Source organism: Psychrobacter sp. A3 (assembly GCF_028823565.1).
Lineage (GTDB): Bacteria > Pseudomonadota > Gammaproteobacteria > Pseudomonadales > Moraxellaceae > Psychrobacter > Psychrobacter celer.
The window spans coordinates 1-14,885 of record NZ_JAPEHS010000062.1 but is presented as its reverse complement, the minus strand read 5'-3'; the positions used below and the strand labels follow the sequence as shown (position 1 = coordinate 14,885).

The window sequence follows — 14,885 nt, the reverse complement described above, 5'->3', positions numbered from 1 at the left end:
GCCAAGCTGAAAGTGTTGTCGACACGCCTGTGACTGTCTCTGATGTAGCAGAAGCGCAGGAAGTGGTAGAAAACGCACCTGAGCAGTTGGGCGATGACCCACAAGCTGCTGCAGATACCACTGATGGCGACGCTGCGACTGACGCTGCGGCCTCAGAAGATGGTCAAGCAGATGACGCAGTAGAAACTGCCGCTGCCGCACCTGCCGCCGAAGAAGAGATTCCACAAGATACGCCGCAAGTGCAAAAGCTGATCGCGCTATATCCAAACTTGATTGCTCGTATTCAGCCAGTTGCCAAAGTCTGCTTCGAAGACGACGAAGTGTGTGACGTGACCCCGCGCGCCGCTGGCCCAGCCGCTGGCGATGGTCCTCGCGACGGCAAAGCTGTGTATAATGCGGTATGTCAGACATGTCACGGTGCAGGCCTACTTGGCTCACCTATGTTGGGCGATGCTGGCGCATGGGGTCCACGTATCTCAAAAGGTAAAGACACCCTATATACCCATGCCATCAATGGCTTTAACGCCATGCCTGCCAAAGGCGGTGCGGATATCCCTGATGAAGAAGTCCAAAACGCTGTCGATTATATGGTTGATGAAGCAAGCTAAACAGTTGCTTTTATCGGCTTGGGGTGTCTGATGTAGATTAAATAGGCATCCGTAACCTGTCACGGTCTATTGACTTGTCGTGAGCGACTTGCCGCAAACTATATTTATCTGTAAGCTATACGTATAAAGCCTATAATTCGCCTATTTCATTTTATGAGGTAGGCGTTTTTTTTATGATGAGTATTATCAAACGGATGGTTCTGGTATAGCACCGTTGAAATCCGACCCTAGTAGCCTCATTTTATGAGATTACATCGTCTCATTTAGCTGTTTTTCTCTTCTCAAACGCTTTTACATCGATAATCAATAAAGAGGTATTCATGTCTGAGGTACCAGCACTTGCTATCCAGAATTTATCCAAAACCTATGGTAATGGGTTTTCGGCACTCAAAGATGTCAGTTTAACCGTCCCGCAGGGTGGTTTTTTTGCGCTGCTGGGGCCAAACGGTGCTGGTAAGTCAACGATGATTGGCATTATTAGCTCACTTTTTAAACCCACCACTGGCAGTGTCGAAATCTTTGGCACCGATTTGCTCGCAAACCCAGCGCTGGCCAAGCAGTATCTTGGCGTGGTGCCGCAAGAGTTTAATTTTAATCAATTTGAAAAAGTCCAAGATATCTTGATTACGCAAGCAGGGTATTTTGGTATCCCGGCCAAAGAAGCTCGTCCAAGAGCCAAGCGCTTGTTGACCGCGCTTGGGCTGTGGGATAAGCGCAACAGTAAATCACGCGAGCTATCTGGCGGGATGAAACGTCGTCTGATGATTGCTCGTGCTTTGATTCACAAACCAAAACTATTGATTTTGGATGAGCCGACGGCTGGGGTCGATATCGAGCTGCGCCGATCTATGTGGGATTTTATGCAGCAGATCAATATCGAAGAAAAAACCACCATTATCTTGACCACTCACTATCTTGAAGAAGCAGAGCAGCTGTGTAAACGCATTGCGATTTTGGATCATGGTGAGATACGCATCAATACCGAAATGAAAGATTTGCTCGCTCAACTATCGGTAGAGACATTTGTTTTTGATCTTGAAACCCCGTTGACCCAGCCGCTAGAGCTGGATGGGGTGACAGGGTTGTCGCAGCCAGATGAGCAGACCCTAGAGGTAACCTTAACAGAAGGCGAGTCGTTAAATGGTGTGTTTAATCAATTATCTGCTCAAGGCATTACGGTGGCCAGTATGCGCAACAAAGCCAACCGCTTAGAAGAGCTATTTATGCGCTTGGTAGAAAAAAACATTCAAAGTGCAGACAGTATGAAGGAGGCGGGATTATGAGTCAAAAGGCCGTTGATCAAGATCAGAGCATCGACTATCACAAAACCATGTCGTGGAATAAAAGATGGATCTCTTTTCGTACCATCTGGCTAAAAGAGGTGCGCCGAATCCTACGTATCTGGCCGCAGACCCTACTGCCACCTGTCATTACCATGAGCCTGTATTTTGTCATCTTTGGTAAGATGATCGGCTCACGTGTCGGTGAGATGGGTGGGGTGCCGTATATGCAGTTTATCGTGCCTGGTCTAATCATGATGGCGATTATCACCAACAGTTACTCCAACGTTGTCTCAAGCTTTTTTAGCGCCAAGTTTACCGCCAGTATTGAGGAGCTTTTGGTCTCACCGGTCTCCAAGCACGCGATTTTGATGGGGTATATCAGCGGTGGTATCTTCCGCGGGCTGGCGATCGGTTTGATTGTCTCGATTGTGGCGTTGTTTTTTACCGATTTGGGTATCGAGCACTTGTTTGTCACGGTGTTTACTGTCCTTGGCACCTCGACTTTGTTTTCATTGGGCGGCTTTATCAACGCGGTATTCGCTCGCTCGTTTGATGACATCTCTATCATTCCAAGCTTTGTATTGACGCCGCTTACTTATCTTGGCGGGGTGTTTTATTCGATGGAGAATCTGTCACCGTTTTGGCAAAACATCTCGTTATTGAACCCGATTGTCTATATGGTGAATTCGTTCCGTTATGGCATCTTAGGGTATTCTGATGTCAACGTTTGGTACTCGATGGCGGCGATTTATCGTTTGTTGAATAATGGCTCACGCGTGCGCTTGTGATGGTCAGCGTGTGAAGCGATAGCGATGCCCAAAGCGCTGTCGGTTGAGCAGTTAGGGTTTAACGATTAAATAGTAGGAAAGTAAATGAGCATACATGGCATCTTAGGTGAGCAAACCACCGATTATCCGACGCAGTATAGTCCAGAGACGCTATATCCGATTGCGCGCAGTCTGGGTCGTGACGTGATTGGTTGGCAAGACGATAAATTAGCGGTGGGGATGGACTGGTGGCAAGCCTTTGAGATGTCTTGGTTAAATAAGCAAGGCGTCTCGCAAGTTGCCATTGCGCGCTTTGCTATTCCTGCCAGCTCGCCATTTATTGTCGAGTCAAAATCGTTGAAGCTTTACTTAAACAGCCTAAATTTTACCGAGTTTGCCAGCTGGGACGAGGTGCAAGCGCTGATAACCAAAGACTTATCAGCCTGCGTGCAAGCTCAGGTAACCGTTGAGTTGTTTCGCTTAGATGATGAGACATCAGGGCTACACATTGCTCAGCCTGATGGCGTCTGTATTGATGATGCCTTGGTAAATAGTAGCGAGAAGGTAACACTGTGTGCGCATCCCGATGCGTCATTGCTGCGTGATGAAGCAGAGGCGCGTGGTGAGAGTGTGATAAGTGATGGCACTCAGCCTTATCGTTTTTATTCTAATTTGCTGCGTAGTAACTGTCCGGTGACCAACCAGCCAGATTGGGGTACATTAGCTGTGTCAATCACAACGGAGCAGCCCATTCATACGGCCAATATGCTACGCTACCTCTTAAGCTTCCGTCAGCATAATGGTTTTCATGAGCAGTGCGTCGAGCAAATATTTGCTGACTTGAGCCAACACTATCAGCCACGCGCATTGATGGTTCGCGCGTGGTACACCCGCCGCGGCGGTATCGATATCAATCCTTGCCGCGTCAGTGATATGAGCTTGTTGCCGACGCCGAGTCGTTTGATTCGTCAATAGAGCCATCGTTTAGAATAGCTTGGCTGATACAAAAAAGCGCCTATCTTATTGAATAAGACAGGCGCTTTTTGTCGCATAGGTTTGTACTAATAAAACTATTTGCTACTTACTTTTGCCATGACTTCTTCGCGGCTGAGCATTTGTTTTTCCGATTCACGGCGATTGACGTACTCAAATTTACCTTCGGCCAAATTACGGTCAGAAACCACGATGCGATGCGGGATACCAATCAGCTCAAGATCGGCGAACTTGACCCCTGGACGCTCGTTACGGTCGTCTAGCAATACGTTGACGCCTTGAGCTTTTAGCTCTTCGTATAACGCGGTGGCCGTTTGCATGACGGTTTCTTCTTTAGACTTCATCGGAATAATAGCAACTTCAAAAGGCGCAATCGAGTCCTCAACGGTCGGCGTTTGTGGCCACATGATGCCGTTTTCGTCGTTATTTTGCTCGATGGCTGCTGCGATGATACGGCTGACGCCGATACCATAACAGCCCATCATCATGGTCACAGGCTTGCCATCCTCACCAGAGACGGTTGCGTTCATCGCTTGCGAGTATTTATCGCCCAACTGGAAGATATGACCGACTTCGATGCCGCGTTTGATTTTGAGCGTGCCTTTACCATCAGGAGAAGGGTCGCCTTCTTGCACATTACGCACATCAACGATACGCGTAATGCTGGCGTCACGTGCCCAGTTCATGCCGATGGTATGTTTATTCACTTTATTCGCGCCTGCCACAAAGTCTGACAAGGTCGCCGCTGAGCGATCGACAAATACCGGCATATCCAAATCCACACCGATATAGCCTTTATGCAGGCCAGCGGCTTTTAGCTCATCATCAGAGGCCAGGGTCAATGGCACGTTGGCTTCTTCGATTTTCTCAGCTTTGATGGCATTAAGCTGATGGTCACCGCGTAGTACCACCGCAATCAGCTGCGGTGTGCCATCTTCTTTATGACCATGGACGATCAAGGTTTTGACGGTATTGGCAAGCGGAATATCTAAGTGTTCCGCCACCATCTTACAAGTGGTCATGCCTTCGGTGAGCACGTCTTCGCGCTCTTGCTTTGGCGGTTGGCGTTCAGCCATATTAAATGAGATAGATTCGGCAAGCTCGACGTTGGCCGCATAGTCTGAGGAGTCAGAAAAAGCGATATCATCTTCACCGCTGTCAGCCAACACATGAAACTCATGCGAGGCAAAGCCGCCGATAGAGCCGGTATCCGCTTGTACCGCACGGAAGTCTAAGCCTAAGCGGGTGAAGATACGCGTATAAGCCTCATACATATCATGATAAGTCTTTGCGAGCGAAACTTGATCGACATGGAACGAGTAGGCGTGTTGAACTCACGCGCGCGCATCACGCCAAAGCGGGGACGAATCTCGTCGCGGAATTTCCCTTGGATCTGAAAAAAGGTAATCGGTAGCTGCTTATAGCTGCGAAGCTCGCCTTGGGCCAGATTGGTGATGACCTCTTCGTGCGTCGGGCCTAGCACAAAATCCCGATCGTGACGGTCTTTAAAGCGCAATAGCTCAGGACCATAGTCATCAAAACGCCCGGTGGTCTGCCACAGCTCAGCGGGCTGCGTCATCGGCATCAGGACCTCTTGAGCGCCTATGTTTTGCATCTCTTCACGAACAATACGTTCGACCTTTTGCAAGACGCGTAGCCCCATGGGCAACCAGATATAAAGCCCCGAGGCGATTTTGCGAATAAGACCGGCGCGCACCATCAACTGGCTTGAGACGATGTCGGCGTCGCTTGGGGTTTCTTTTAGAGTGGCAAATAAAAATTGACTGGCTTTCATAAATAAAGCGTAACCTTATCAACGATAAAAAAATAAGAAATAGTGGGGTGTTGAGCATAGGGCTATCGTTTCATGGACGCCGTAAGCTTACCTTTATCACTTAGCAATGAACTAGGGGCTTCCTAGTAGATAATGTGTCGCAACTGGTCTCTAACCACTAATCGCGGGCAACTACGCTTTTGCGGCCAAGACACTGGTAAACAAGACACTGGTAAAGCAGTATCGTCACAAAACCGCTCTCACAATAAAAGGGCAGATTTGGATTGACGTATCGATAGAGTAGACGGCGACATATCGGAATTGAACAAGTCACCAAAACTGTGATGAAAACCTATCCTGCAAAAAACTTGACCAATAAATCTGTGCCGACATTTTATCAATACAATCTGCCTATGTTAGGTAAAGTTCGCCCAAGACGCAATGACTTTTTGTTTTTTCAGCCGTAACTTCGGTCAAAGAATGGCAGATGATTATTGAGACTCGATTATTTACCAGTGTTAAGCTGATTTATGGCAAATGGCGCGCGTATTTTTACTCATAATCTGGTCGCAGGTTATGTTGCGTCTTGGTAGCTATTACTTGAAGTAATAGGTGATTAGTAGCATTTATAGATTTATAGTTAATAGCATTTATAGACAGACAGGCGGATGAGATAGGCAAGTGGTATCGCGCAGCGAGATAAAAGTACGATTTGATAATAGCGAGGCAATAAACAACGCTGTTAAGTCGCTGTCGCCAAGAGACTCATCTGATCTATATAACTGATAATACTGAAGGTGATGTCAATGAATCATCCTGATAATAAAGCGCCTGCGGATAACGCGCGCGACAACAAATATCCAGCGCCAAATCCATCAACAAAAAAGCCCATTGCCTTTATGTCGTGGCTGATATTGCTGATTGGTTTGGCCGCGCTGGCATTTGCTATCTATAGTATGACGCCGGCAAGTGAAGAAGCGCCTATCGAAACCATCAGCCGTGAGGGCGTGGTGACGCAAATTCAGCAGTTAAACCGCCTACAGACAGTCGCCTTTAGTGTCGATACGGTGATTACCAGCGAGCGGCAAGGCAGCTGGATGAAGCTGTGGCAAGATGAACAAAAGGGGCTGTTTATCGCGCGCGGGCGCGTCGATGCAGGGATCGATCTGAGTGCGCTGACGCCTGAGATGGTGCAAGTCATCCAGCCCGATCCAGCGACTGACAGTGAAGCGCTGCGCAAAGCTGCCCAAAATGACACGCAGGCCACAACTGTCAATACCGCTGCTATGATGCCGCAAATCAATATCACCTTACCGCCGTCAGAGATATTTTCAGTATATCTGGATGATATTGAGATTTATGACTGGCAGACGGGCGCGTTTGGGTTGATGCAGGTCGATCCAAAGATACTTGCGCAAGCACAGACCATGGCAAAAAAAGAAGTGCTAGAGCGTGCCTGCCGCGGTGATGTGATGAATATTGCCTTGCAAAACGCTCAGACGCAGCTGCAGCAATTATTTGCCATGACGGGTGCGGTGGTGACGGTGACCACCCAAGGCGCGGGCGCGTGTCAGTTGCCCTCGTAGCACGTCAGTCGACTGTATTACGATTTTTTAAACTCAGCAATGGCCAACTGACGAGCCGCTTTATGCTCGACCATCGGCACAGGGTAGTCGATATCAGCAAACTTGCCACCCTTTGCCAGCTCTTTACGCATCTTGTCTTCACTATGCAAGATGCTGGCAGGAATATCTTGTAATTCAGGTAGCCAAGTTTTGATAAACACGCCATCCTTGTCATGTGTTTTGCCTTGGCTAAAGGGATTCATAATCCGAAAGTAAGGCGCAGAGTCTGTACCGGTTGAGGCGCTCCACTGCCAGCCGCCGTTATTAGAGGCAAAGTCGCCATCGATGAGCTGCTGCATAAAATAGCGCTCGCCTAAGCGCCAATCAATCAGCAAGTCTTTGGTCAAAAACATCGCGGTGACCATACGCAGGCGATTGTGCATAAAGCCAGTTGCATTTAGGCTGCGCATCGCCGCATCAACGAGTGGCACACCTGTCTTGCCAGTACACCATGCCTCAAGGTCATCCTTGTCATACGACCAATCAATCTTCTTATCTGTCTCTTCTTTATAGGCCTTGTGGCGGATAAGAGCCGGCTTGTCCACTAGCACATGGCGATAAAAGTCGCGCCATGCCAGCTCACTTATCCAGCGATTGATGTCTTCATTGTCGCCATCATTGCCGTGTAGTTTTTCTTGCGCTAGGCTTGCCTGTAGATAGCATAATCTAGGACTGATGACGCCAATGGTCAGGTAGGCGGATAGCTGACTGGTGGCCTCGAGGCTAGGCGTATCACGGCTGATATCATAGTCGTCGATGTCATTGGCAATAAAGTCGTTTAGACGCTGACAGGCAGCTGTTTCGCCTGCAGGGTAGGCGGCGCGGGCTTTTGTTAATTGAGCATCCATATCGAGATGCTGCGATAAATCAGCTTTTTGTCGTGATTTTTGATAAGTGCTGACCACCTTGTTACTCAATGCTTCGATGTCTTGTAGTGTGGTGGCGCTGTCTTTTAATAATTTTAGCTTGGTTTTATTATTATTTATGGCGGTGGCTTCATGCATTTGTATGTTGCTGATATCCAAAGTATGCCGCCATTTTTTATAAAACGGGGTAAACACTTGATACATGCTATCGCCATCATTGGTGGTGATGCTTTGTGGTGGCAAGATACATTGGTCATGCCAGCGTACAAACTCGATATTGTCTTTTGCTAGCTGCTTTGCTAATTTTTCATCACGGTCGATCTCATTGCCTTCGTACTCATGATTGGCCATGATACAGCGGATATTATTGTCCTGACATAGTATGCTGAGCGCGTCGATACAGTCGGCAAAGCTGAGGCAACGTTGTACAGTCAACGTGATGTTTAGCTGCGCTTGTAGCGCCTTGGCAAGTATGGGCAAGGTGCGGGCGATATGATCCACCTGTACTAAGGAAGTATCGTGCGCATGCCACTGCTCTGGCGTCAAAAAAAACACCGCACTGACGCGCGCATGATCTGCCTGCGCGCGCTCGCAAAGTGCCGTCAGCGCTGTATTGTCATGCAGTCGTAAATCTCGGCGAAACCACATTAGATAATGCGGCATATTCATATCCGTATTATCATCGTTATCGCCATTAGCAGACGCAGTCTTAGACATGCAAGTATCCTTATACCAATCAATCGTAATCATAAACAAAACTATGAATAAAAGTATGCTAGGATAAGTTTTTTGATGCAATGGGTTTGGCAGATAAGTAACAAATCAGCATCATAGCGTCAGGTCGATATAAAAGGGATACAACGAGATTGGGAGCACCAGACTCTCAGTACAATATACGCTCAGTACTAGGGTAGATATTGAACCTATTAAATCTTTTAAGCCTTTCAAATTAAGGTCAGACAATGCAGGTGAAGTTTTGCGGGTTTACCCAGCTCAGTGATGTTCAGACCGCTGTGCAGTTGGGTGTGGATGCGGTTGGTTTGGTGTTTTACCCACCAAGCCCGCGTGCTGTCACGCCCAAACAGGCGCAGTCATTGAGTGCCGCTGTACCGGCGTTTGTCAGTGTCGTGGCACTGGTGGTCAATATGACTCACGATGAGCTGCTGGCGCTGGCAAACCATGTATCTTTTGACATCATTCAATTCCACGGCGACGAAACGCCTGAGCAGTGCCAGCAGCTGGCAAGCGCGGTCAATAAACGCTGGATCAAGGCGCTACGTATCGATGCCGAGCAAGACACGGCAGCTAGCGTGCGCGCGCGTATCGATAGCTTTGCCGCGATGGGTGCCAGTAGTATCTTGCTCGATGCTTATCATCCGCAAAAATACGGCGGTACGGGCGCGCGCTTTGATTGGAGTTTGATACCACAGGGCAGCACGTTACCGATTGTTTTAGCCGGCGGCCTCGCTGCTGATAATGTCGCAGGCACACTTGATTTACCTATCTATGGCGTCGATGTCAGCGGCGGTATCGAATCTGCTAAAGGCAAAAAAGACGCTGCCAAAATGCGCGCCTTTATGAAGGCAGTCAAACGTGACCGATGGCAAAACGAGACGGTCACTGACGGGCTTTAAGATAATTGCTATATTGGTGTCTATGTGATGTCTATATATTGTTATTTGCTCGTTATTCCGAATTTTTGCTTGTCGCCTAGTTATATGACGATATGGCGGCAACCTAGACGCTTTATCTCCTTCATCTTTATATTAAAAGCCCCCACTTATCGTAGGAATTATCATGAGTCATGCCTCAAACAAAGCGCTATCTGATGCTGCAAAATCTATCAATACCTTTACCAATCCAGCAGATGTGCAAGACTTTAATCAATACCCTGATGCACGCGGACACTTTGGTGTCCATGGCGGTCGTTTTGTTTCTGAAACGCTGATGGCGGCATTAGAAGAGCTTGAAACCTTATACACCAAAGTCAAAGCTGATCCGGCTTTTTGGGAAGAATATCACAATGATTTGGTCAATTATGTCGGTCGCCCAACCCCGCTTTATCATGCCAAACGCCTGAGTGATGAGATCGGCGGCGCGCAGATTTATTTTAAACGTGAAGACCTCAATCACACAGGCGCACACAAGGTCAATAATACCATCGGGCAGGCACTACTTGCCAAGATGTGCGGCAAAAAACGCATCATCGCCGAGACGGGCGCAGGACAGCATGGCGTGGCGACAGCGACAATTGCCGCGCGCCTAGGCTTAGAGTGCATCGTCTATATGGGCGCTGATGACGTCGAGCGTCAAAAGATGAACGTCTATCGTATGCGCCTGCTTGGTGCGACAGTGGTGCCAGTGACGTCTGGCTCGCGCACTCTCAAGGACGCCATGAACGAAGCGATGCGCGACTGGGTGACCAACGTTGACACTACTTATTACATCATCGGCACCGTTGCAGGGCCGCATCCTTATCCGCTACTGGTACGTGATTTCCAAGCGATTATCGGTAAAGAAGCCCGTATTCAACATTTAGAAAAAACGGGCAAATTGCCTGATGCGTTGGTTGCCTGTGTTGGTGGTGGCTCAAACGCGATTGGGCTGTTTTTTGATTTCTTAAACGATACTGACGTTAAAATGTATGGCGTCGAAGCAACGGGTGATGGTATAGAGACTGGCCGCCATTCAGCGCCATTGGCCGCTGGTCGCATCGGCGTGCTGCATGGCAACCGCACTTACCTGATGGCAGACGATGAAGGTCAAATCCAAGAGACGCACTCTATCTCAGCGGGTCTTGATTACCCTGGCGTCGGTCCGGAGCATAGCTTCTTAAAAGACATGAAACGCGTCGAATATGTCGGCTGCACTGATAAAGAGTCGTTGCACGCTTTTCATGAAGTCACGCGCAAAGAAGGCATCATACCTGCATTAGAGTCTGCGCATGCTGTCGCCTATGCATTGAAACTGGCGAAAACCATGACCCCTGAGCAGAGCATTGTCGTCAATATGTCGGGTCGCGGTGATAAAGACTTGCATTCAGTGATGAAGGCAGAAGGGATTGCGTTGTAGTGGTGAGCATTGTTTTTGCGACAAACCCACGTTGATGACATACATTGAGTGGCTCTTTGATTGAATGATAAAGCGCCACTGTAGCCAGTTTTTATTAATTTTAGAGACGATTATGACCCGAGTTAAAAGTATGACTAGAATTGAAAGCACCTTTGAAACTTTAAAATCACAAAACAAAAAAGCCCTGATTCCTTATGTGATGGCGGGCGATCCAAATCCTGCGACGACTGTAGGTCTATTGCATGACTTGGTCAAGCACGGCGCAGATATGATCGAAGTGGGTTTGCCGTTTTCTGACCCCATGGCCGATGGGCCAACTGTTGCCTTGGCAGGCGAGCGCGCGTTAGCAGCTGGTACTAGTACGCGTGATGCGCTAAATATGGTGGCAGAGTTTCGCAAGCAAGACACGCAAACGCCAATTATCCTGATGGGTTATCTAAACCCTGTCGAGATCATCGGTTATGATAATTTTGTCACCTTATGCGAGCAGGCAGGCGTCGTTTACTCAGCATTTAACTGAGCACGCGATGAATGAGATTTTCTTATTATCGCCCACCACTTTGCCTGAGCGCCGTGAGCAAGTGCTGACCCACTGCGGTGGCTATATTTATTATGTGTCGCTCAAAGGCGTGACGGGCTCAGCGACGCTCGATACCGATGATGTCGCCATTCAAGTACAAGCCATCAAAGCAGAGACCGATTTGCCGGTCTGCGTGGGTTTTGGTATCCGTGATGCGGCCTCTGCCAAAGCGATCGGACAGCATGCTGATGGGATTATCGTTGGTAGTGCGCTGGTACAAAACTTCGCCGATATCGATGCTAGTGATGCGGCGGCAGTGGCCAATGCTCAACAAAAAATCATGGCAAAAATGGACGAGCTGCGCGGTGCTTTAGACAGTTTGACAGTTTGACAGTTTGACAGTTTGACAGTTTGACAGTTTGACAGTTTAACGGATGGTATCATAGGTAAGCGGTGAGTTGTTCAAGGTGTCCCTAGGGGTGATGAGCTGAGGCGACGGCGCGTTGGACGAATGACAAGGTTTGTTGTAACAGGGTTTATAATAACAATGTCTATAAAGACAGTACGAAATGGCTTTGCTAAAGTTAGTTTACGTGTGTAAACTAACCTCACATATAAATTGTGACCGTCTCGCATGAGCGTACCCGCTGATGGCTTATATCATCGAGTGCTGTGACGATTAAATTGATTTTATAAATGGACTCTTAGGGACAAGTAAACGAGCCAACTTGCCTGTAAGCCTTTGATAATGGCGAATACTATGACTGATACAATAACCAAAGCTGATATGACAACTCCAAACAATATCGAAAAAACCGCAAATGACAAACCCAGCGCCGAAAAAAACGGTAATGCTGCTGGCCAATCGTGGTTTAATCGCCCAATACCTGGTATTAAGCAGCAACTGACCGCTCCATTGACTGCGGTTGAGACTGAGCCATCGACCAAGTGTAGCAACTGCCACTCGATGATTACCAATACCGCGCTGATTTTTAACTGTTACGTGTGCCCGCATTGTGACCATCATCTACCGATGAGCGCTCGTGAGCGTCTAAACTGGCTGCTCGATCAAGTAGATGGCGAGCTGGGGCAAGAGTTCAATGCAAAAGATCCATTGAGCTTCGTCGATAGTAAGCCGTATCCACAGCGTATGAGCGAAGCACAAGACAAGACAGGCGAGTCTGAAGCGCTGATCGTGATGTATGGCAAGCTGCGCAATCTAGACATTGTCACTTGTGCCTTTGATTTCCGTTTTATGGGCGGCTCGATGGGTTCAGTGGTTGGCGATCGTTTTGTACAAGCCGCTGAAAGAGCCCTTGAGGAAAAAATACCACTGGTCTGTTTTGCAGCCTCAGGCGGCGCGCGTATGCAAGAAGGCTTGCTGTCGTTGATGCAAATGGCGCGCACCGCCGCTGCGATTGAGCGCTTGCGATTGGCGGGCGTACCGTATATTGTGGTGTTGACCAATCCCGTCTATGGCGGTGTGACAGCCTCGCTGGCGATGCTAGGAGACATTCATTTGGCAGAGCCAAAAGCGATGATTGGTTTTGCTGGCAAGCGCGTGATCGAGCAGACGGTACGCGAAACCTTAGAAGAGCCGTTTCAGCGCGCTGAGTTTTTGTTAGAGCATGGGGTGGTGGATGAAGTGGTGCATCGTCATCAGCTGATCGATACCATTTATCGTCTGCTGGCAAAACTGTGTCACGTCACCAATGTGGATGCGTAACGCCGCACCGGTTATGGCGCTTATCGCATAGGCACAGCTACAAAACTGCTCTTAAAAATAGCATTTATCGTCAATCACGGTAAATGCTATTTTTGTTTTTTGGCTGGGTAGTTATATACTGTCTTCAGTTTTTATTTGATTCTTTTTTGATAGGTTTTCTTCATGTCTGACTCCTTAGTTGCTACCTCAAGTACGCCCGATAACCAGTCTAGTTTGACCGAATGGCTCAATTATATGCAGCAGATCCATGTATCGGCAATTGACATGGGGTTGTCGCGCGTGTTGCCAGTGGCTGAGGCGCTAGGGTTGGTACAGTCCGCCAAAAACGATGCTTATGTATTTACTGTAGCGGGCACCAATGGTAAAGGCTCAACGACCGCAGTGATTGCACAAATGTGCCAAGCGGCAGGGTATAAAACGGCGCTGTATCAATCACCGCATTTAAGCGTTTTTAATGAGCGGGTGCGTATCGATGGCGAGATGGTCAGCGATGAGACCTTAATCAATGCCTTTGGTAAGGTAGAGGCAGCGCGGCTGCAGTGCGATTTGACATTGTCGTTCTTTGAGATGACGACACTTGCTGCATTATTGATATTTGCCGAAGCAAACTGCGCGGTATGGGTATTAGAAGTGGGGCTGGGCGGTCGCTTGGATGTGGTCAATATCATCGATCCTGACATGGCGGTGATTACCAATATCGGTATCGACCATATCGATTGGTTGGGCGACAATGTCGAGGATATCGGACGCGAAAAGGCAGGTATCTTGCGTGAGGATATCACACTGATTTATGGGGCGACTACGATGCCAGATAGCGTGCAGCAGGCGATTGATCAGCATCAAGCGCGCTGCTATCAGGTCGAGCAGGACTTTGCTTACCAAAGCCTCGACTCAGCTACATGGCAGTATAGCAATGCCGCTGTCACGATGCAGCTACCACGCCCAGCATTGTCGCTTATGAATACTGCCAATGCCTTATCGGCTGTGCTAGCCAGTCCATTAGATATCGATATCAGTGCCATCGAGCAGGCGCTGCAGACAGTCAAGCTGGCAGGACGGTTTGATTACCGCCATACCCAGCAGCGTCATTGGCTATTTGATGTGGCGCACAATGAGCAAGGTGTCGAGTTTTTATTGGCGCAGCTTGTACCGCTTTGGCAGCAGCACCTCGCCGAGCAGCACGAGTCTAAAGACAGTCACAGCGGCAGCCAACCTGCCAGCATCAAAATGCTGTTTTCTATGTTAGGTGATAAAGATATCGACCATGTCGTCCAGCGCTTAAGCCAAGCTGGCTTGCCGATCAGCGAGTGGTTTATCGCGGAGATTGACTATCCACGTGCCGCGAGTACCGAGCATTTATACAGCGTCCTGTCTCGCCATGTCGAGCAGACGCAGATACATCAGTTTGACAGATTAAAAGATGCGACGCAGGCGGTGATGCAAGCGAGCGGTGCACAGGACCTCATCGTGGTGTGTGGCTCGTTTCATACCATCGGTGAGGCATTAGCAGCATTGACCACCGATCAGTGATAATCGATGAAGTGACGACCCGTGATTAATTATAGTCGATACACTGTAAAAATGTCATAGCGCTACTGGGATGCTGTTTTTAAACGTAGGTTGCGCAGCCTCTGGGAACGCAGCACGCAAG

Annotated in this window: 10 protein-coding genes and 2 pseudogenes; 10 read left to right on the top strand and 2 right to left on the bottom strand. The window is 48.5% G+C overall.

Translation table 11 applies throughout. From position 1 onward, the window contains the following. From NK638_RS09070 to queF, 4 genes are all read left to right on the top strand, one after another. Positions 1-608 (top strand): c-type cytochrome (locus NK638_RS09070; RefSeq protein WP_446739826.1); only part of this gene is annotated, 608 nt, incomplete at its 5' end. A 320-nt stretch (positions 609-928) separates the two neighbouring features. After that, the gene (locus tag NK638_RS09065; protein ID WP_274632759.1) at positions 929-1,891 is read left to right on the top strand and encodes an ABC transporter ATP-binding protein; all 963 of its coding nucleotides are present in this window, start codon (positions 929-931) and stop codon (positions 1,889-1,891) included. A 47-nt stretch (positions 1,892-1,938) separates the two neighbouring features. Then, positions 1,939-2,679: an ABC transporter permease gene (locus tag NK638_RS09060; RefSeq protein ID WP_274632760.1), complete on the top strand. Its 741-nt coding sequence runs from the start codon at positions 1,939-1,941 to the stop codon at positions 2,677-2,679. An 84-nt stretch (positions 2,680-2,763) separates the two neighbouring features. Continuing rightward, positions 2,764-3,633 carry an NADPH-dependent 7-cyano-7-deazaguanine reductase QueF gene (gene queF, locus NK638_RS09055; RefSeq protein WP_274632758.1) on the top strand — a complete coding sequence of 290 codons (870 nt, stop codon included), beginning with the start codon at positions 2,764-2,766 and terminating at the stop codon, positions 3,631-3,633. Between the two features lie 95 nt (positions 3,634-3,728). Here the strand turns inward: queF and NK638_RS09050 are convergent. Then, a pseudogene (locus tag NK638_RS09050) lies at positions 3,729-5,446 on the bottom strand (proline--tRNA ligase). Between the two features lie 785 nt (positions 5,447-6,231). Between NK638_RS09050 and NK638_RS09045 the strand changes: the two are divergent. Continuing rightward, positions 6,232-7,011: a DUF4230 domain-containing protein gene (locus NK638_RS09045; RefSeq protein ID WP_274632757.1), complete on the top strand. Its 780-nt coding sequence runs from the start codon at positions 6,232-6,234 to the stop codon at positions 7,009-7,011. Between the two features lie 17 nt (positions 7,012-7,028). On the opposite strand, the gene NK638_RS09040 is transcribed toward NK638_RS09045, so the two are convergent. Next, complete coding sequence (locus tag NK638_RS09040; RefSeq protein ID WP_274632756.1) at positions 7,029-8,633, bottom strand: cryptochrome/photolyase family protein; 1,605 nt, start codon at positions 8,631-8,633, stop codon at positions 7,029-7,031. Positions 8,634-8,878: 245 nt separating this feature from the next. On the opposite strand from NK638_RS09040, the gene NK638_RS09035 reads away from it, so the two are divergent. From NK638_RS09035 to folC, 5 genes and pseudogenes are all read left to right on the top strand, one after another. Continuing rightward, positions 8,879-9,550: a phosphoribosylanthranilate isomerase gene (locus NK638_RS09035; protein ID WP_274632755.1), complete on the top strand. Its 672-nt coding sequence runs from the start codon at positions 8,879-8,881 to the stop codon at positions 9,548-9,550. Between the two features lie 163 nt (positions 9,551-9,713). Beyond that, positions 9,714-10,988, top strand: a complete 1,275-nt coding sequence (gene trpB / locus NK638_RS09030) for a tryptophan synthase subunit beta (protein ID WP_226941092.1) — start codon at positions 9,714-9,716, stop codon at positions 10,986-10,988. A gap of 130 nt (positions 10,989-11,118) precedes the next feature. After that, positions 11,119-11,899: pseudogene (trpA, locus tag NK638_RS09025) on the top strand (tryptophan synthase subunit alpha). 357 nt (positions 11,900-12,256) lie between these two features. Beyond that, entirely contained in the window at positions 12,257-13,234 is a 978-nt protein-coding gene (gene accD / locus NK638_RS09020; RefSeq protein WP_274632754.1) for an acetyl-CoA carboxylase, carboxyltransferase subunit beta, read from the top strand. A 162-nt stretch (positions 13,235-13,396) separates the two neighbouring features. Continuing rightward, entirely contained in the window at positions 13,397-14,764 is a 1,368-nt protein-coding gene (gene folC / locus NK638_RS09015; RefSeq protein WP_274632753.1) for a bifunctional tetrahydrofolate synthase/dihydrofolate synthase, read from the top strand. Positions 14,765-14,885 lie beyond the last annotated feature (121 nt).

Excerpts from the sequence above, each read along its gene's own strand:
- NK638_RS09065 (WP_274632759.1), top strand. The coding sequence starts at position 929 with ATGTCTGAGGTACCAGCACTTGCTATCCAGAATTTATCCAAAACCTAT.
- NK638_RS09060 (WP_274632760.1), top strand. The coding sequence starts at position 1,939 with ATGTCGTGGAATAAAAGATGGATCTCTTTTCGTACCATCTGGCTAAAA.
- queF (WP_274632758.1), top strand. The coding sequence starts at position 2,764 with ATGAGCATACATGGCATCTTAGGTGAGCAAACCACCGATTATCCGACG.
- NK638_RS09045 (WP_274632757.1), top strand. The coding sequence starts at position 6,232 with ATGAATCATCCTGATAATAAAGCGCCTGCGGATAACGCGCGCGACAAC.
- NK638_RS09040 (WP_274632756.1), bottom strand. The coding sequence starts at position 8,633 with ATGTCTAAGACTGCGTCTGCTAATGGCGATAACGATGATAATACGGAT.
- NK638_RS09035 (WP_274632755.1), top strand. The coding sequence starts at position 8,879 with ATGCAGGTGAAGTTTTGCGGGTTTACCCAGCTCAGTGATGTTCAGACC.
- trpB (WP_226941092.1), top strand. The coding sequence starts at position 9,714 with ATGAGTCATGCCTCAAACAAAGCGCTATCTGATGCTGCAAAATCTATC.
- accD (WP_274632754.1), top strand. The coding sequence starts at position 12,257 with ATGGCGAATACTATGACTGATACAATAACCAAAGCTGATATGACAACT.
- folC (WP_274632753.1), top strand. The coding sequence starts at position 13,397 with ATGTCTGACTCCTTAGTTGCTACCTCAAGTACGCCCGATAACCAGTCT.